The 17,480-nt window shown below is 33.5% G+C and carries 15 protein-coding genes and 1 pseudogene; 8 read left to right on the top strand and 8 right to left on the bottom strand.

What is annotated here, in order from left to right:
* Nucleotides 1-63: 63 nt before the first annotated feature.
* The 5 genes and pseudogenes from OEI98_RS13895 to OEI98_RS13870 all read left to right on the top strand — a co-directional run bounded on the left by OEI98_RS13895 (nt 64) and on the right by OEI98_RS13870 (nt 5,880).
* On the top strand, nt 64-999 hold the full coding sequence (locus OEI98_RS13895) for an ABC transporter ATP-binding protein (RefSeq protein ID WP_006569749.1): 936 nt from the start codon (nt 64-66) through the stop codon (nt 997-999).
* Nucleotides 1,000-1,009: 10 nt separating this feature from the next.
* On the top strand, nt 1,010-2,125 hold the full coding sequence (locus OEI98_RS13890) for an ABC transporter permease (protein ID WP_003869648.1): 1,116 nt from the start codon (nt 1,010-1,012) through the stop codon (nt 2,123-2,125).
* 21 nt (nt 2,126-2,146) lie between these two features.
* A pseudogene (locus OEI98_RS13885) lies at nt 2,147-3,264 on the top strand (ABC transporter permease).
* Between the two features lie 70 nt (nt 3,265-3,334).
* Entirely contained in the window at nt 3,335-4,138 is an 804-nt protein-coding gene (locus tag OEI98_RS13875; RefSeq protein WP_019908104.1) for an REP-associated tyrosine transposase, read from the top strand.
* Nucleotides 4,139-4,608: 470 nt separating this feature from the next.
* Nucleotides 4,609-5,880, top strand: coding sequence for an MFS transporter (locus OEI98_RS13870; RefSeq protein WP_266038531.1), 1,272 nt, complete (start codon nt 4,609-4,611; stop codon nt 5,878-5,880).
* Here OEI98_RS13870 and OEI98_RS13865 read toward each other — a convergent pair whose 3' ends face one another.
* The 5 genes from OEI98_RS13865 to OEI98_RS13845 form a co-directional block, all read right to left on the bottom strand.
* Nucleotides 5,881-6,846: an ABC transporter ATP-binding protein gene (locus OEI98_RS13865; RefSeq protein ID WP_003869652.1), complete on the bottom strand. Its 966-nt coding sequence runs from the start codon at nt 6,844-6,846 to the stop codon at nt 5,881-5,883. It lies immediately after the preceding gene.
* Complete coding sequence (locus OEI98_RS13860) at nt 6,843-7,826, bottom strand: ABC transporter ATP-binding protein (protein WP_004398962.1); 984 nt, start codon at nt 7,824-7,826, stop codon at nt 6,843-6,845. The genes OEI98_RS13865 and OEI98_RS13860 overlap by 4 nt, the downstream gene beginning before the upstream one ends.
* An 11-nt stretch (nt 7,827-7,837) precedes the next feature.
* Complete coding sequence (gene opp4C, locus OEI98_RS13855; protein WP_006569745.1) at nt 7,838-8,767, bottom strand: oligopeptide ABC transporter permease; 930 nt, start codon at nt 8,765-8,767, stop codon at nt 7,838-7,840.
* Between the two features lie 12 nt (nt 8,768-8,779).
* Entirely contained in the window at nt 8,780-9,745 is a 966-nt protein-coding gene (locus OEI98_RS13850) for an ABC transporter permease (RefSeq protein ID WP_003869655.1), read from the bottom strand.
* A gap of 61 nt (nt 9,746-9,806) precedes the next feature.
* Nucleotides 9,807-11,549: an ABC transporter substrate-binding protein gene (locus OEI98_RS13845; protein ID WP_003869656.1), complete on the bottom strand. Its 1,743-nt coding sequence runs from the start codon at nt 11,547-11,549 to the stop codon at nt 9,807-9,809.
* Between the two features lie 518 nt (nt 11,550-12,067).
* Here OEI98_RS13845 and OEI98_RS13840 point away from each other — a divergent pair.
* A complete protein-coding gene (locus OEI98_RS13840) occupies nt 12,068-12,742 on the top strand; it encodes a hydrolase (protein WP_266038523.1) in 675 nt (224 codons plus the stop codon).
* 29 nt (nt 12,743-12,771) lie between these two features.
* On the opposite strand, the gene OEI98_RS13835 is transcribed toward OEI98_RS13840, so the two are convergent.
* Genes OEI98_RS13835 through OEI98_RS13825 form a run of 3 tightly spaced genes read right to left on the bottom strand, consistent with a single transcriptional unit; the run spans nt 12,772 to nt 14,605 of the window.
* The gene (locus OEI98_RS13835) at nt 12,772-13,539 is read right to left on the bottom strand and encodes an ABC transporter permease (protein ID WP_266038521.1); all 768 of its coding nucleotides are present in this window, start codon (nt 13,537-13,539) and stop codon (nt 12,772-12,774) included.
* Nucleotides 13,532-14,233, bottom strand: a complete 702-nt coding sequence (locus OEI98_RS13830; protein ID WP_003869659.1) for an ABC transporter ATP-binding protein — start codon at nt 14,231-14,233, stop codon at nt 13,532-13,534. Before OEI98_RS13830 ends, OEI98_RS13835 begins: the two co-directional genes overlap by 8 nt.
* Nucleotides 14,234-14,605: a GntR family transcriptional regulator gene (locus OEI98_RS13825; RefSeq protein ID WP_003869660.1), complete on the bottom strand. Its 372-nt coding sequence runs from the start codon at nt 14,603-14,605 to the stop codon at nt 14,234-14,236.
* Nucleotides 14,606-14,748: 143 nt separating this feature from the next.
* On the opposite strand from OEI98_RS13825, the gene OEI98_RS13820 reads away from it, so the two are divergent.
* Both OEI98_RS13820 and OEI98_RS13815 read left to right on the top strand, forming a co-directional pair.
* Nucleotides 14,749-15,882 (top strand): aldo/keto reductase, encoded by a 1,134-nt coding sequence (locus OEI98_RS13820; protein WP_266038518.1) that lies wholly within the window; start codon nt 14,749-14,751, stop codon nt 15,880-15,882.
* 300 nt (nt 15,883-16,182) lie between these two features.
* Nucleotides 16,183-17,466, top strand: coding sequence for an SH3 domain-containing protein (locus OEI98_RS13815; protein ID WP_003869662.1), 1,284 nt, complete (start codon nt 16,183-16,185; stop codon nt 17,464-17,466).
* Nucleotides 17,467-17,480: the final 14 nt, after the last annotated feature.

Genomic DNA, 17,480 nt, shown 5'->3' with positions numbered 1-17,480 from the left:
ATTTCAAACAAAGGGGACGGTTCCTTTCGTCTGAAAATTTATTTTGTAGGGAGAGGGTGTTTCATGAAGATAGTTAAAATGAAGGATGTAATAAAAAGGTTTGGTGATGTTATAGCTTTAGACAATATGAATTTAGAAATAGAAGAAGGGGAAATTTACGGACTATTGGGTCCTAATGGGGCAGGGAAGACGACAGCTATAAGCATAATCTGCGGCTTGCTCAATTTTGATAGAGGAGAGGTGTATGTTTTTGATAAAAATATACGCAAAGAACCGGAATTCATAAAGAAGAGTATAGGTATTGTGCCTCAAGATGTGGCTATCTACGGAGATTTAACAGCCTATGAAAATGTAAAGTTTTTTGCAAGTCTTTATGGACTTAGGGGAAAAGAGCTAAAAGAAAGTGTAGAGATGGCATTAGAGTTTGTAGGTCTTTCAGATAAAGCGAAAGAAGTACCAAATAAATTTTCAGGTGGTATGAAAAGAAGGCTAAATATTGCCTGTGCCATTGCCCATAGACCTAAATTAATAATAATGGATGAACCTACAGTAGGTATAGACCCTCAATCGAGGAATCACATTTTGGAATCTGTTAAAAAGTTAAATGAAATGGGTAGTACAATTATTTACACAAGTCACTATATGGAGGAAGTAGAGGCTATCTGCACGCGGATTTCTATAATGGACCATGGCAAGGTTATAGCTGAAGGAACAAAGGAAGAACTCACTTCAATGGTTACAGATGTGAATACAGTTTATATTGAAATTGGCTCAATTGATGGAATAAAAGAGGAGGAATTGAAAGGAATAAAGGGTGTAAAAGCTGTTGAGATAAGAGATAGCACGATAAAGATAACAAGCTTAAAAGATGTGAGCAATTTTGATGATATAATCCACTATTTTATTTCAAAAAACATACCAATACGTAACCTAAGAAACGAAATTCCCGATTTGGAGACAGTTTTTCTTACCCTGACAGGAAGAAAATTGAGAGATTAGAGGTGAAAATATGAGAATCCTTACAATAATGCTTAAAGAAATAAAGGAAATTCTTTATGACAAGAAGGTAATGGCTATTATGATACTATTGCCAATAGTTCTTATTGGAATTTTAGGTTTTGCGTTTTCGTCAACATCAGATATAAAATTAGGGGATATAAAAGTCATATATACAGATGAAGGAGATACGATACTTTCACAGGGTTTTGATATTTTCATTAAAGAAACTGATAAAATGGGAGTAAAATTTGTAGAAATAAAAGATGTCAGCAAAGGAATAAGTGAAATAGAAAAACGCAAATATGATGGTTATGTTTTTTTAAAAGGTAAAGATATAACTTTTTATAAGAATGCACATGGAGATATAAAAACGGAGATTGCAGCAAGTATGATTGACTCTTTTGCTGATACTTTTAAAGGAATGACAGCTATAGCTTCACAAAATCCTGCCTTTCTTAAAAATAGCGGCGATATAAATTTAAATAGAGAATTTATAAAAATAACCTCTATTGACAGAAAAGTTAAACAAACATCATTCGATTATTATTCTGTTACGATGCTTACTTTAATAATTTTATACGGTGCTATGAGTGGTGTATTTTCAATAGATATGGAAAGGACAAAAAAGACAGGGCGCAGAATATTAGCTTCTCCTGTTAAGAAATATGAAATATTGATGGGGAAGGTGTTAGGGGTAACTTTTTCTGTTTTTATACAGGCCTTGATTATTGTTCTTTTTAGCAAATACATCTTCGGAACTAATTGGGGAAAGGATATTGTAACAGTTTTTGTGATTATAATTAGTGAGATAATTTTTGTGGTGGGCTTGGGAGTGAGTTTGGGGTTTATTATAAAAAATGGAGCAATGGCACAAGGTTTACTAAACGGTATAATTCCTTTTATAGCCTTCTTAGGTGGTTCTTATATTCCTGTAAAAGAAATGGGAAGTCAATTTATTGAGAAACTTTCAAATTTTTCTCCAATTACATGGACAAATACAGCCATATTTAATGTGATATTGGGAGGCAATTATCAATATGTACCTACAGCCCTCATGGTAAATTTAATTCCTGCAGCTTTTTTCATAGTGTTGTCAGCTTATTTATTCAGAAGGGAGGCTTTTTAAGTGAGAGAGCTATTTTTGGTTATGAAGAATACAGTAAAGTTGTTTTTTAGAAGGAAAGGGAATATTATTTTATTGATTTCTGGTATTATAATTCCACTTTTCTTTTTGCTTTTTACCTATGGTGGCAGCGGGCAACTTAGAATAGGTGTTGTAAATAGAGATAAAAGTCAGATTTCAACAGATTTAATTAATTCATTGGAAAAAACGGATAAATTCAAGGTTGTTTTTCTGAAAGAAAATGAGATAAATGATAAAGTATCGAAAGGAGAAGTTGACAGCGCTATAGTGATTCCTCAAAGATTTGAAGAAGAAATTTTGAAGGGAAATCCAAAGGATGTAGAGATTGTATCAATAAAAGGGGAAGAAACCACCTTATTTTTGAAAAGTTATCTTGACCGCAAGATAAATGTTCTTTACAATTTAAGCAAGGCATCTGAAGGAAATAAAGAAAATTTTTATAAGATGTACGACCTTTATAAGAACAGTCCTTTTAGCTTGAAAACATATATTGTTGAAGATATAGGGAAGATGGCAGTGGCAACAACAAGAAGTTTAGGATTTTTTATAATGTTTTTGATGTTTAGCACTTTTAATATTTCTAATTTTGTACTTGTGGAGAAGAGAGATAAAACTTTTTACAGAATTTTTGCTTCTCCTTTAAAGCCAAGAACTTATTTAGTGAGCAATTTCTTTGTAAATTTAATTTTGACAGTTTTTCAAATAGCTTTTATACTTGCGTTGATTACCTTTATATTAAACTTAGGCTTCACAAAAGCGACATTTGATGTTTTTTTAGTACTGGTTTCTTTTGGAATAACATCTATTGGTTTAAGTTCAATGATAGTTGCTTTTTCACCTCTACAAGTTATTCTAATACCTTGTCTACTTTAATTATTACACCTACTTGTATGTTAGGGGGAGCTTTCTGGCCATTATATTTAATGCCAAAATCATTTCAAAAGCTTTCTGATTTTATACCACAGAAATGGGCAATAGACGCTATAGAAAAAATTCAAATGGGTGGTAGTTTAAGCGATGTTTATATGAATATAATCATACTGTTGGCTTTTGCATTAACCTTTATCCTGTTAGGAATATATAAAATTAAAACTTCTGAAAAAATGGGAGATTTTATCTAATTTATATGTTATAATCAGACAAGGGAGACGGTTCCTTTTGTCTGAATTATTATTTTTGGAGTGGATGTAAATGCCTAGAAAGTCAAGAGTTAAAAGCAAGAGTGGATATTATCATGTGATGTTGCGGGGAAATGAAAAGAAAAATATATTTAACAATGATGATGATAAAAAGCGCTTTATAGAAATATTGGCAGAGAAAAAGCTAGACGGGAAGTTTTATTTAACTGCTTTTTGTCTAATGAGTAACCATGTTCATTTGATGATCAAGGAAGGCAATGAAGATTTATCAGGTTCTATTAAGAGGATTGCAGGAACTTATGCTTCTTATTTTAATAAAAAATACGATAGGACAGGGCATTTATTTCAGGATAGGTTTAGAAGTGAGCCAGTTGAAGATGAGAGTTACGTTATAGCATTAGTGAGATACATTCATCAAAATCCGGTAAAAGCGGGACTAGTGAAAAAAGTTTCTGATTATAAGTGGAGCAGTTATAGCTGTTATCTTAGCGATAATGATGAAATGTGTCAAATTGTAGATACAGACTTGATTTTAGGTATTTTCTCTGATGATAAAAAGAAAGCTATAGAACAGTTTAAGAAATATATGGAGCAGACAGAAGGCACTGAAGTTTTTATCGACATTGAAGAAGAAAAAATGAGTACGGAAGAAGCCAAAGAGTTATTTAAAGAAATGGCGATGGAATTTGGGATTAAAGATATAGAAAATCTGGAAATTAAAAAACGTAAAGAATGGCATGACTTAATAAAAAAATACAGAGAAAAAACCGGACTTTCAATTAAAGATATTGCTTCTATTGCTGGGGTGACTAGGTATAGTATACATAAGATTTTGAAAGAAAAAGGCAAAGCCTGACTATATAGGCTGATTAAATTTAAAAGATCAGACAAGAGGAACCGTCCCCTTTGTCTGCTTTGTCTGCAGACTTAATTTTGGGGATTTTCTCAAAAGACAAGGAAAAGGCACTCAAATTGCTCTTTACTTTTCCCGCAATAGAGAATTTGACTGATTGCAATTTGCAGTTATTAGGAGTATAATGAAAATGAAAGAAAAAGTAAAAAGGTGATATTTTATGGAAGACAAAAGTGTTGAAGTAAAAAAGTGCTTTACATAAAATGAGTGTTGATGAAGTAATTCGCAATTTAAAAGTTGAAGTTAACAATGGTAATGGTAGTAATTGGTTTGTCTGTTTTGCTTTCCTTTGGAATCAATGACTTTGTGAAATACCTTTTTTAAGAAGACATGGATAACTTTTGAGTATTTCTAAAGCCGCCTTTTAAAGCGGCTTTTTTGGAGGATATATACGGGAGGAAAGGAGAACATATATGTCGTTCATCGCCCAGGTTAAATTTTTGCCCAAAGAAGTAAAACGTTTTATAGCAACTGAAGCCTTATTGGGTATAGGAATGGGGATTTTTGGTTTAGTATTAAATTTGCATTTGCTTGCTTTAAACGTTTCTCCTGAACAAATAGGAGCTCTTAATTCTGTAGGAACTTTAGTGATGGGGGCAGCTGCTATTCCAGCAGGTTTTTTTGCTAATTATATTGGGAGAAAACGAATTTTTATATCAGGAATAACTCTTACAGGGATAGGATATGGGCTTTTTGGATTAGGGGAATCTATAGGAGTTTTTTATTTGGCACAGATTATACAATTTATAGGAATTTCCTTTTTGATTACAACAGAAATACAGCTTTTATTTTCATATGCTGAGACAAATGAATTGGAAACTGTAAGTTATAGCCTTTTATTTGCTGTTTTTACTCTATTTAGTGGAGTAGGTACGCTTTTGGGAGGCTTTATACCCAATTGGTTTCCATATGGTAATACAAAATATCAAAGTTCTGTGTATATATCAGCCGTGTTAATTTTAGTGGTGGCTTTATTAAGAGGGATTTTGTTGCCATGCGTAAACAATAGTTTTGATAAAGGTAAGAGTAAGTTGTTATTGTCAAATATTAGAATTTACCAAGTTTTTGATAAAAAAATTCTTTTAATTATTTTTTATCTTTTTTTGGCGGGTATGGCTTTTTCTACGATAATTCCTTTCCAAAACGTGATTGTGAAATTTCGGATGGGTTGGAGCGATGAATATGTCTCCTATTTGCTTACAATAAATGGGCTAATTTTGTTTTTTGCTTCTATGATAATGCCATGGATAATAAATAAATTTGGAACCATTAAAGCTTATTACTATGTATATGGGATGAATTTATTGTTTGCACTTATATTAGCCTTTAATAATATTTCTGTAATGATGTTTTCAACAATATTTTTACTAAGAAGTGGTAGTTTTACGCTTTTGAATAATATGATAGAAAGTCAAACAATGTCTGTTGTAGAGGAAGAAAAAAGGGATTTTTTTGCTGGAGTAAAATCACTTTTAAGGAGTATAGGATCAGCAATAGCCAGCTATTTAGCTGGCTATATCCTAGAAAATCAAAATTATACTTATCCCTTTCTAATTACGTTTGTAATACTATTAGTAAGTCTTTTGTATTTTGCTATATTTATTAAACCGATTTTTATTGAGAAGCTAAGCAATAGTAACTTTTCTTTTGAAGAAGAAATTCAAAAAGATGTGGAAGGCATCTAGCTATACCAAATGGCAAGCTACGAAATGCCCTCCTCCTACATCTTTGTATTCTGGTACTTGCTCTCTACAAATGTCTTTAGCAAGTGGGCATCTTGTGTGGAATTTGCATCCTTTTGGTGGATTCGCAGGGCTCGGGATATCTCCTTCTAAGATTATTCTTTCTCTTTTTAAGTCTGGGTCTGGAATTGGAACGGCAGACAAAAGGGCTTGTGTATAGGGGTGAAGTGGATGGGCAAAAAGTTCGTCTCGTGCTGCCATTTCAACTATAGACCCAAGATACATTACTGCAACTCTTGTGCTTATATGCTCTACTACACTCAAATCGTGAGAAATAAACAAATAAGTTAACCCTTTTTGCTCTTGCAAATCCATAAGTAGGTTGATTATTTGGGCTTGTATTGAGACATCAAGAGAAGATACAGGTTCGTCTAACACAATAAATTCAGGATCTAAAATGAGTGCACGAGCTATTCCTATTCTCTGACGCTGACCACCAGAAAATTCGTGAGGATAGCGGTCTATATGGTACGGAGCTAATCCGCATATCTCCATTGTTTCTATGACTTTATCCCGCAATTCATTTTTAGAAATAAGGCCATGGTCTAAAAGAGCTTCTCCTATGGCATCTCCTACTCTAAGGCGTGGGTTTAAAGAGCTAAAGGGGTCTTGGAAAACCAATTGCATTTTAGGTCTTAGTTTTCTAAGCTCGCTTTTTTTGAGACTGTGAATAGGAATAGATTTGTAAAAAACTTCTCCGTCAGTTTTATCATACAACCTTATTATAGTACGCCCGACTGTGCTTTTACCACAACCAGATTCGCCAACAAGACTTAAAGTTTCACCTTTATTTATAGTGAATGTCACTCCATCTACTGCTTTTACATATCCTATCGTCCTTTGTAAAATACCGCCTCGTATTGGGAAGTATTTTTTAAGGTTTTTTACTTCTATTAAAGGTTCACTCATTTTTTCCACTCTCCTTCATAGAGCCAGCAGGCGACTTTGTGCCCATTTTCGTCAGCTGCAAGTTGAGGTATCTTTTGGCGGCAAATGTCCATTGCATATTCGCACCTATCGCTAAAATAACAATAGTCTCCCAAACCAATAGGGTTAGGCACTTGCCCTGGGATTGTGTATAGTCTTTCTTGCCTTTGACCAATTATTGGTTTTGCTTTTAAAAGACCTCTTGTATATGGGTGTTTAGGGTTTTTGAAAAGTTCTCTTACAGGAGCTTCTTCAATAACTTTTCCAGCATACATAACTACTACGTAGTCAGCTATTTCAGCAACAATTCCAAGGTCATGGGTTATAAGCATTAAAGCCATATTTCTTTCCTGCTTTATTTTTCTCAAAAGGTCAAGGATTTGGGCTTGAATTGTTACATCAAGAGCAGTGGTTGGTTCATCAGCTATTAAAAGTTTTGGATCGCAACTTAGAGCTATTGCAATCATTATACGCTGTCTCATACCACCGCTTAGTTCATGAGGATAACTTGTCATTATCTGTTCAGCTCTTGGTATGCCAACTTGTTTAATAAGTTCAATAGCCTTATTCCAGGCCTCTTTTTTAGTCATGAGTTTATGCACCATTAAAGGCTCCATTATTTGTTCTCCAATTGTTAAAACAGGGTTTAAAGAAGTCATTGGCTCCTGGAATATCATGCCTATTTCATTACCGCGTATTCTTCTCATTTCTGCCTCACTTAATTTAAGAATATCTCGCCCATCAAAGATTATTTCGCCACCTTCAATTTTCCCAGGAGGAGACTGAATTAATCTCATTAGGGATAAAGCAGTTACACTTTTGCCGCAGCCAGATTCACCGACAATGCACACCGTTTCCCCTTCTCGTATAGAGAAACTTACATCATTTACTGCTTTTACAACACCTTCTTCAGTGTAGAAAAAAGTTTTGAGATTGCGAAATTCTACTAGATTTTTTGCCATTTTGATTCCTCCTAAATTTTTTGTCTAGGATCGAAAGCGTCTCTTAAAGCATCACCAATGAAGTTGATAGCTACGACAGTTAGCATTATAGCAACACCTGGCGGAATCCAAAGCCATGGACGCTTTGCAAAATCGATCATATTATTTGCAGCAGACAGCATATATCCCCAAGAAGGTGTTGGAGGGATGACACCTAGTCCTAAGAAACTTAAAGCAGATTCTGATAATATTGCGCCAGCTACTCCCAATGTTGCAGAAACTATAACAGTAGGTAATACATTGGGGAAAAGGTGTTTTATTATTTTTTTACTATCTCTTAAACCTAAAACTTCTGTTGCCAGCATGAATTCCTGCTCTTTTAAACTCAAAATTTGGCTTCGTATAAGCCTTGCAAGACCTACCCAAGATATAAATCCTAAGATAAACATGACATAGTATATCCTTTGAGGTGGCGGAATTTTTAAGTCGGACATTATAGCACCTAACATGATTAAAATGGGAAGACCAGGCATAGCGTAAATGATATCTGCCAACCTCATTATTATGACATCTAACCAGCCTCCGTAATATCCTGCGATAGAGCCTAACATTCCACCGATTAAAACGATTATCAAAGTAGCTGCAATCCCTATTGTAAGGGAAATTCTACCTGCAAGCATAAGCCTTAAAAGCACATCTCTTCCTAGATTATCTGTACCAAGCCAATGTTCCGCACTTGGTGGTTGATTCCCTTTTGATACATCTATTTTTGCATCCAGATAAGGCGAAAAATAAGGCCCTACAAAAGAGAAAAGGAACATAAAAGTCAAAATTACCAGTCCCAATATGGCGTATTTATTTTTTAAAAATCTATGGAAAGCGTCTCTCCAAATCGAAGGTGCTTTTTTCAGATTATTTTTCTTTTTATAATCAAGAGGTTGATTTACATTGACTTGATCCAAGCTTTATCCCCCCTATTTAAGTCTTACACGTGGATCAGCAACGCCATACAAAACGTCAGCTAAAATATTTGCTAAAATTGTAAGAACGGTTATGAGCATTGTGTATCCCAAAAACAATGGATAATCCCTTATATAAATTCCTTCTAGAACGACTTTACCAATGCCGGGCCAGTTGAATATCCTCTCAGTTATCATTGCACCTGCAAATAAGCTAGGTAATTCTAAAGTAAACAAAGTGATCAAAGGTAGAAGAGCATTTCTTAAAGCATGTTTAAAAATAACAGTTCTTTCCTTTAAGCCTTTAGCTCTGGCAGTCCTTATATAATCTTGCTTTATGACTTCTAGCATATTTGCCCTAAAATAGCGGCTTAAGCCCCCTACACTTATTAAAGTTAGAGTAGCAACAGGAAGCACCATGTGCTTTGCAACATCAACTATATGGGCCCAACCAGTATAATTGGATCCTGTTGTTATCATTCCACCTAAGGGGAACCATTTGAGGTCTACTGCAAAAACTTTAAGCATAACAAGACCTAAGAAGAAAGAGGGTAAAGAGTAAAGGATAAATACAAGCAAGGTAGCTATAGTGTCAAATACAGAATACTGCCGTATAGCAGAATAGATACCTATTATAGAGGCAATTAACCATTCAAAAAACATTATAGCTACTCCCAATATAAAGGAATTCCATATAAAATCATTTATTACTCGTACTACAGGTTTTTTAAACAATAAAGAGTCGCCCAAATCACCTTTTAAGACACCGCTTGCCCAAGATATATATCTTTGAGGGAGTGGTTTGTCCAATCCATAAAGGGCCCTTAATTGTGCAGCCCTTTCCTCAGTCATCTTAGGATTTTGAAGTTGAGAGGTGACGTAGTCACCAGGTGCCATTGCAAAAATTAAAAATATTATTATAGAAGCTCCAATTAATGTAGGAATACTCTGTAGTAGTCTGCGTATAATAAACTGTGTCATTCTATCCCTCCTAATAGATGAAAAGCCCGGCCCTTAACAGCCCGGGCTTTTTAAATTTAAATTAGTACTGAAGAATTTCTGCTTGATACAGTGAATAAGTAAAATCTCTGAAAGATGAGATCTGGAATCCTACTACTCTGCTGTTCTTTGCATTGAGGTCATTTCTCTGATACAGGAAGATGTATGGCAAGTCATCGTTTAATACTTTGTAAAGTTCATGGTAAATTTCCTTGCGTTTATTAATATCTGTTTCTTCACGGCCCTTTAGTATGAGTTCATCAACTTTTGGATTTGCATACCCTATTTTATTCTGAGACCCTTTTGAGAAGAATATAGTATAAGGATCTGGTTCAGGAGTTAAGCCCCAAGCCATGAAGTACATTTCAAAATCGCCTTTATTGACCTTGTCAATTATGGCGTTGAATTCAAGAGGTTCTGCCACAAATTCTATACCCAATTCTTTATAATTTTCTACTGCCATTGGCACTAAAGCATCATTTACTGGATTAGGTGATGAAGCTAAGAAGTGTATTGTAAATTTCTGACCATCTTTATAACGATAACCATCTGGTCCTAATTTCCAACCAGCTTCATCTAAAAGCTGCTTTGCTTTTTCTGGGTTATAGTCATAATGTATTATGTCTTTTTCATCAGGATATGCCCATGATACTTTAGACTGTGGCACATCTCTTACTTCTGCTAAGCCCTGATATACAGCATCAACTATAGCTTTGCGGTTAAGACCATAAGCTAATGCTTTACGCACTCTTACATCCTGGAATTTTGGCAATTTGTGATTGAAAGCTATATAACCATAACCATTAGTTGGAAGTAAGCTATAATCAACAAATCCAAGGCTTTCTAGCAACTCTACGTTATCTTTCTTTGCTGTGATGTTTGAGGTCTCATAGTCTGTTTCACCGGTTTGTAACATTTGAACAGCTGTTTCCTCTGTTGTAGTTTTGTAAATTAAGTGTTTAATTTTTGGAGCACCTTTCCAGTAATTCTCATTTGCTACTAAGCGAACTTCTTGACCAGGAACAAATTTTTCAAATACATAGGGACCTGAGCCGAGTGGCTGCTGTTCTAAAGCCTTTACTCCGTCTAATTTGCCTTTAGCAAAGTCTTTTCCATAATAATGTTGTGGGATAACTGGGATATTAAGGTCTGACAAAGATGTTCCGAGAACTTTTTCTAATTGAATCTGTATTGTATGGTCATCTATTACTTTTATTCCTTCAATTTTGTCTGCATTTCCTTCATTATATTCTTTAAACCCTTTGATTCCTGCTGCAGATAAAGCAATTGGCCCATCATAAGTAGGATCAGCTAGTACATAATAAGAAAATTCTACGTCCTTAGCTGTCAAAGGTGTTCCATCACTAAATTTTACGTCATCTCGTAAATGGAAGGTGATAGTATTGTTATCTTTGTCTATATCCCAACTCTTTGCAAGAGATGGAATGTATGTTCCATCGAAGTCTACCTCTAGTAAACTATCAAAAATAGCGCTGTTTACATAATTGTCATATGATGTTTCAGAATAGAGAGGATTGAAAACTCCTTTTGGCTCATGAAGACCTATTATAAGTGTGTCGGTACGAGCCTTTGATGCTTCTGGTATTTTTGAAGTGTCTTTTGCTTTAGTCCAGTTGTCGCTATCTTGAACTGAAGCTGTAGGTGTTGTTTTTTGTTCTTGAGATTGTTGTGGCGTTTGAGTTTCTGTCTTACCACAGGAGGTCAAAAAAACAGATAGGATAAAAATTAGGGTCACAACTAGAGGAAGCCACTTTTTTCTTAGCATTTTTTAAATCCCCCTTACATTTTATTTTAAATTATATTTATTTTGTACACAATTACTATTATAGCATATTTAATACATATTGACAACATACCCATTAAAAGTGTAAATCTTTTGCGGGCTTTTTTTAATTTTGTATATATATTTTTAAAATCTATTAAAATGTGAAGATAAAAATTATTAACTTTTAAATTCCTATTTAAATTTTATGCAAACAAAGATGATTTTTGTACATATTTTGTGAAATTTTTTCACAAAAATTTAATAAGCCTTCAAAAAAAGTGGCAAAAACACAATACAATTTAAAATTTAATATTATTTTTAAACTAAAATTGTTTTCAAACACTAAAAAGTAAAGAAATAATAAGATAATTTTAATAGTGTTTTCTTGCTTTGTATGGACTTTATACGGTAAGAAATGGATCTTTGAAAAATATGGAATTAATTCTTAAAAGGCATTGATTTATAAACAATTATTGGTATAATATTTTTATAAAATAAGAGCAAAAGATGGTGATAAAATGTCTGATAATTTTGTTCCCGAGATAATTTCACCTTTAAGGCAAAAGATGGTTTTAGTTCCTGAAGTTATTCATCAAAAAGCTTCGGGAATAAAGGTCTATGGTAAATTAATAAAATCCCTTGTTTTTACAACAGATATTGCTTTGATTAGAAATACTAATGCTCATGCTGTTTTAGCAGTATATCCGTTTACTCCTCAGCCAGTTATTACTCACGCTCTTATGATGGCAGCGGATATACCGGTATTTTGCGGGGTGGGTGGAGGACTTACACAAGGAAAGAGAGTTGTTAACTTGGCTCTTGACGCGGAATTTTCTGGAGCAATGGGAGTTGTTGTAAATGCTCCTACTGCCAATGATATAATCAAAAAAATTAGAGCGACAATAGATATACCTATTGTTGTAACTATAGTGTCGGAGAAAGAGGACATAAAAGGGAGAGTAGAAGCTGGCGCTACAATACTTAACATATCTGGTGCACAAAAGACACCTGATTTAGTAAAACGTGTAAAAGATATTTGTCCCGACATACCCATTATTGCAACAGGAGGTCCTACTGAGGAAACCATTTTAAAGACGATAGAAGCAGGCGCTAATGCTATATCCTATACTCCTCCTACAAATGCAGAGATTTTCTCAGAGATAATGGACAAATACAGAAAAGAAAGGGAATAACTAAAAGGGCTTTTTGGCCCTTTTAGTTATTATAAGTTCATTTTGCTGTCAATTAAATATGAGGTTGCGATAAAGAGAATAAAAAGTGTAAATGTTTCAAAAGTTAGAGCGGCGATATTTAACTCTAATGGTGTAAGATACATTGTTATATTAGAGTTAGTGTTAACGGCTTTTGCGATTATACTGCCAGTTCCAATATGAGTGGAATAAGGGAATAATTTTGATATAAGGGTAATAAGTTTGTTTATTATAAAATAAATTAACCACATCAACATGAGAGAAATCCATATGGCGTATTTGTTTGAGTAAAAAATTGTTTTTGTAAGAGTTATGCTAAAATATGACAGAAGAATTAAAAAGATAAAGAAAAGTGTTATAAGTGTAGAAGCAGGTATTAGAGTATTTTTATATTCTAAAATAAAATTGTTTACTATTTCCACAGGGTAATTTATTGATAGATTCAAATAGGATAGCAAAACAACAGTAAACATAAATATTAGAAATTCAGCAATAGCAACTATTAATTTTGCCCCCAATATTGTTTCTCCTCTTTTGGGAATTGTAAAAATCAAATATCCAGAGTTTCCAAAGACATCTTTTGCATAGAGTATTATACCTGATATTACAAGAACAATGTAGACTAAGTAAATTGCTAAAAATGAAAAAGCTAGCGAAACTGTAAAATCCTTGGAAGTAAGTCTCATATTTATATAAAAAAACATAAAAAACATCCCTATTAAAGCTGCAATGTAATATTTGGATCTTCCCTGCAATTCATATTTTATAAGTTTAAACATTAGCATATACCTCCCTAAAAATTTCATCAATTGATTTTCCTTTTTTTCTCCTTAAATCTTCTGTTTCTTCTTTTAAAATTATTGTTCCTTCAGAGAGAAAGGCTACTTCATCAAAAACTTTTTCTATGTCTCTTATAATATGAGTAGAAATAACCATTGAGCTATCTTCATTAATGTTTTTTATTATGGTATCTATTATTTTGTCTCTTGCACGGGGGTCTACGCCGCCTAAAGGTTCGTCTAAAATATAAAGTTTAGCATTTCTTGACAAGAAAAGTGCTAAAAGAAGCCTTTCTAACATGCCTTTTGAAAGGGAAGAGACTTTTTGGTTTTCTTTAAGCTCCATAAAGTCTAAATTTGATTTAGCCTTTTCTTCATCAAAATCATTGTAAAAATCTTTGAAAAAATTTACAGCATCTTTCACCCTCATCCACTTATAAAGAGGATTTACATCAGGTAAATAAGATACAATTTGCTTCTTATAAATTCCCGGCTTTTTACCTTCAATTAGCACTTCTCCTGAAGTAGGCTTTAGTATGCCAGCTATAATTTTCATTAATGTAGTTTTACCACTGCCATTAGGACCTAAAAGCCCTAAGATTTTTCCTCTTTCAACTTCTAAGTCTATGCCTTTCAAGGCTTGGGTATTGTAATAATTTTTTGTTAAATTAGAGATTTTTAAAATTGTGTCCAATTACTTAACCTCCCTTTCTAAGGATTCTTTTACAATTTCTATTATTTCATCCATGTTAAAACCTAAATTTTTGATTTCATTTACAAAGGATGTGACTAATTCCATTGCCATTTCTTTTTTTAATGATTTTAGTTTTTGTACATCGTTTGTAATAAAGGTTCCCATTCCTCTTTGTGTATAGGTGATTTGTTCTCTTTCAAGTTCCTGATATGCTCTTTGGACAGTATTGGGATTTACTTTTAAAATTTCTGCCATTTCTCTGACAGAAGGCAATTTATCACCTGCTTTTAAATTTGCTGTAGCTATCTCTTGTTTTATTGCCTTCATTATTTGAAGGTAAATGGGTATTTTTTCATCAAACTCAATTTTCAATACAACACCTCCATATTGTACTAGTGAACTAATTATATAATACACTAATATTTTCTAAATGTCAATATTAAAGAGATTTTTGTTTATGCAATTCGCTATGTTATAATTAACTTAAAACATATTTACAAAGGGGAGAGGATGAGATGCAATACAGACAATTTGGCAAACTAAATATAGCAGTATCTGCATTAGGATTTGGTTTAATGAGGCTTCCTGTAATTGATAATGATAACAGCAAAATAGATGAGGCTGAAGCGATAAAGATGATAAGGTATGCCATTGACAATGGCGTGAATTATATTGATACAGCATGGCCGTATCATGGAGGTAACAGCGAAATAGTTGCAGGTAAAGCTTTAAAAGATGGTTACCGAGAAAAAACTTTTCTTGCTACGAAACTTCCCACCTGGCTAATTAACGAGGAAGAAGATATGGACAAATATTTAAATGAACAGCTCAAGAAACTTCAGACAGACCACATAGATTTTTATCTTTTGCATGCTTTAGATAAAAATAAATGGGAGAACATGAAAAAAGTTGATGCTTTAAGCTGGGCTGAAAAGAAAAAGCAAGAAGGGAAGATAAGATACATAGGGTTTTCCTTCCATGATGAGTATCCTGTATTCCAAGAGATTGTAGATTATTATGACAAATGGGATTTCTGTCAAATACAGTACAACTATATGGACATAGATGTGCAGGCTGGAGAGAAGGGATTAAAACATGCTGCTTCAAAAGGCTTAGGTGTTGTAATAATGGAGCCTATAAGAGGAGGAAGGCTTGCCAACCCTCTAAAAGCAGTGCAAGACATTTGGGATACTGCAAAGGTTAAGCGTACCCCTGCAGAGTGGGCACTTCAATGGTTATGGAATCAGCCGGAGGTTTCGGTTGTGTTAAGTGGCATGAGCACGTTTGAGCAACTAAAAGAAAATATTGAAAGCGCAAAAAGGTCAGGAATAAATACCTTAACAAAAGAAGAACTTGAGATTGTGAGTAAAGTTAGAAACAAATACAAAGAGCTTTCACCAATTGCCTGTACAGGGTGTAACTACTGTATGCCTTGTCCAAATGGTGTAAATATACCAAGGAACTTTGAACTTTACAACGAAGCTCATATGTATAACATTTATGAGGCTAACCGTAAGGCTTATAAAGATTTGGGAGATGCAAAAGCGAGTTCCTGCATTGAATGTGGTACCTGTGAGAGCGTATGTCCACAACATCTTACAATAATTGACTACCTTAAAGAAGTTGCAAATTATTTTGAAAGAGCATAACGAAAAAATAGGAGAAGGAGATTGACAAACTTTGTCACTCCTTCTCGCTTTCTTTTATGTATTAAAAATCTAGATGCCATGATGAAAAGCAGTTAAAAATATTGTTATCCCAAGAAGAAGACATAATATACTCAGTATTAAAAAAATGGCTAAATAAAATTTTTTCTCCATTTAGTATACCGCCCCTTTGTAAAACATATCTCTATAATATAGACGAAAAAGTTCGCTTTTAGTTTCATTTTTTTAAAATTTTTCTATAATAGGCGTGTATAAATTTGCATATATGAGAGGAGAGTTTGTATGTTTGAGGTTATTGAAGATATGTTAAGTCCAGAATATTGGATTAGGAAAATAGACAATGCCGACAAAGTTATTATGACACCACAAGAGATTGAAAACTTTAACAGAAAGATAATAAATAAAGTAGGTATGGTATGTGACATTGAGACATATAAAGAGAGTTTAAAAAAAGATGAGCTTATTAAGTTAATCAAAAGTTATGAGATACCCAAAAAGTCTATGTACAATAGGTACGGCAACCTCATAGAAGAAGACTTTTATGACGATGTAATAGAAAATACAAATTTAGAAAAAATTGAGGATGTAAATCCAGTAAAATACGGTATAGCAATTCGAAATACTTCTATTAGAAGTTTTCCCACGGAGGAAGCTGTTTTTGACAAGCAGGGAGATATTGAATTTGACAGGTTTCAAGAGACGGGATGTCAAGCTTTTGAACCTTTAGTTATTTTACACAAAAGTAAAGATAGAAAATGGTTTTTTATACAGATGTACAATTACAGAGGATGGATTAAAGCAGAGGATATTGCAATTTCAAAGGACAAAAAAGAGTTATTTGATTATGTAAATTCCTATAAATTTTTAGTGGTCACAGGAAACTACACAAAAACTCGGAGTAATCCTTTTGATATAAGCATTTCTAAACTGGAATTTACAATGGGTACTAAGATACCTCTCGAAACAAACAAAGTTCCAAGGCATATAGGCAATCAATCCGTAGAAGGCAATTATGTAATTAAAATACCTGTAAGAGATAGTAATGGAAATCTTCAATTTAAGTATTCTTTGATTTCCAAAAAAGAAGATATAAATTTAGGATACCTTCCATATACAAGAGAAAATATTCTAAAGCAAGCTTTTAAACTTTTAGGTGATAGGTATGGGTGGGGAGATAGTTTTGGGGGAAGAGATTGTTCAAGCTATATAATGTATGTTTTTAAAACTTTTGGCATAAGGCTTCCTAGGAATGCTAATGAGCAAGAAGCAGTAGCGGACAAATCCTATAAATTTATTGAGGGAATGTCAAATGAAGAAAGAATAAAAGTGTTCGACAGTGTAAAGCCAGGAGCATTAGTCTATATGCCAGGGCATGCTATGATTTACATTGGAAAAGAAAAAGGCATTCCTTATATAATACATAATTTTCATGGGTATGGAGAGAAAAAGGAAGATAAATATGAATTTGTTCCTGTAAATGAAGTTATGGTAACCTCTACTTTTCTGCCGACAACTTCAGGAGTATCTTTTATAGAAAAATTCACTTCTGTTTTGGAAATAGAATAAGGGTAAACTAAAAA

This window comes from Thermoanaerobacter sp. RKWS2, from assembly GCF_026240795.1.
Taxonomy (GTDB): domain Bacteria; phylum Bacillota; class Thermoanaerobacteria; order Thermoanaerobacterales; family Thermoanaerobacteraceae; genus Thermoanaerobacter; species Thermoanaerobacter ethanolicus.
The sequence above is the reverse complement of the archived record's forward strand: the minus strand, read 5'-3'. Positions and strand labels throughout refer to the sequence as shown.

What these genes read in the sequence shown, in the direction of transcription:
- OEI98_RS13850 (WP_003869655.1), bottom strand. Translation starts at nt 9,745, where the DNA reads ATGACACAGTTTATTATACGCAGACTACTACAGAGTATTCCTACATTA.
- OEI98_RS13820 (WP_266038518.1), top strand. Translation starts at nt 14,749, where the DNA reads ATGCAATACAGACAATTTGGCAAACTAAATATAGCAGTATCTGCATTA.
- OEI98_RS13865 (WP_003869652.1), bottom strand. Translation starts at nt 6,846, where the DNA reads ATGAGTGAACCTTTAATAGAAGTAAAAAACCTTAAAAAATACTTCCCA.
- OEI98_RS13845 (WP_003869656.1), bottom strand. Translation starts at nt 11,549, where the DNA reads ATGCTAAGAAAAAAGTGGCTTCCTCTAGTTGTGACCCTAATTTTTATC.
- OEI98_RS13875 (WP_019908104.1), top strand. Translation starts at nt 3,335, where the DNA reads ATGCCTAGAAAGTCAAGAGTTAAAAGCAAGAGTGGATATTATCATGTG.
- OEI98_RS13895 (WP_006569749.1), top strand. Translation starts at nt 64, where the DNA reads ATGAAGATAGTTAAAATGAAGGATGTAATAAAAAGGTTTGGTGATGTT.
- OEI98_RS13835 (WP_266038521.1), bottom strand. Translation starts at nt 13,539, where the DNA reads ATGTTTAAACTTATAAAATATGAATTGCAGGGAAGATCCAAATATTAC.
- OEI98_RS13815 (WP_003869662.1), top strand. Translation starts at nt 16,183, where the DNA reads ATGTTTGAGGTTATTGAAGATATGTTAAGTCCAGAATATTGGATTAGG.
- OEI98_RS13890 (WP_003869648.1), top strand. Translation starts at nt 1,010, where the DNA reads ATGAGAATCCTTACAATAATGCTTAAAGAAATAAAGGAAATTCTTTAT.
- OEI98_RS13840 (WP_266038523.1), top strand. Translation starts at nt 12,068, where the DNA reads ATGTCTGATAATTTTGTTCCCGAGATAATTTCACCTTTAAGGCAAAAG.
- OEI98_RS13860 (WP_004398962.1), bottom strand. Translation starts at nt 7,826, where the DNA reads ATGGCAAAAAATCTAGTAGAATTTCGCAATCTCAAAACTTTTTTCTAC.
- OEI98_RS13870 (WP_266038531.1), top strand. Translation starts at nt 4,609, where the DNA reads ATGTCGTTCATCGCCCAGGTTAAATTTTTGCCCAAAGAAGTAAAACGT.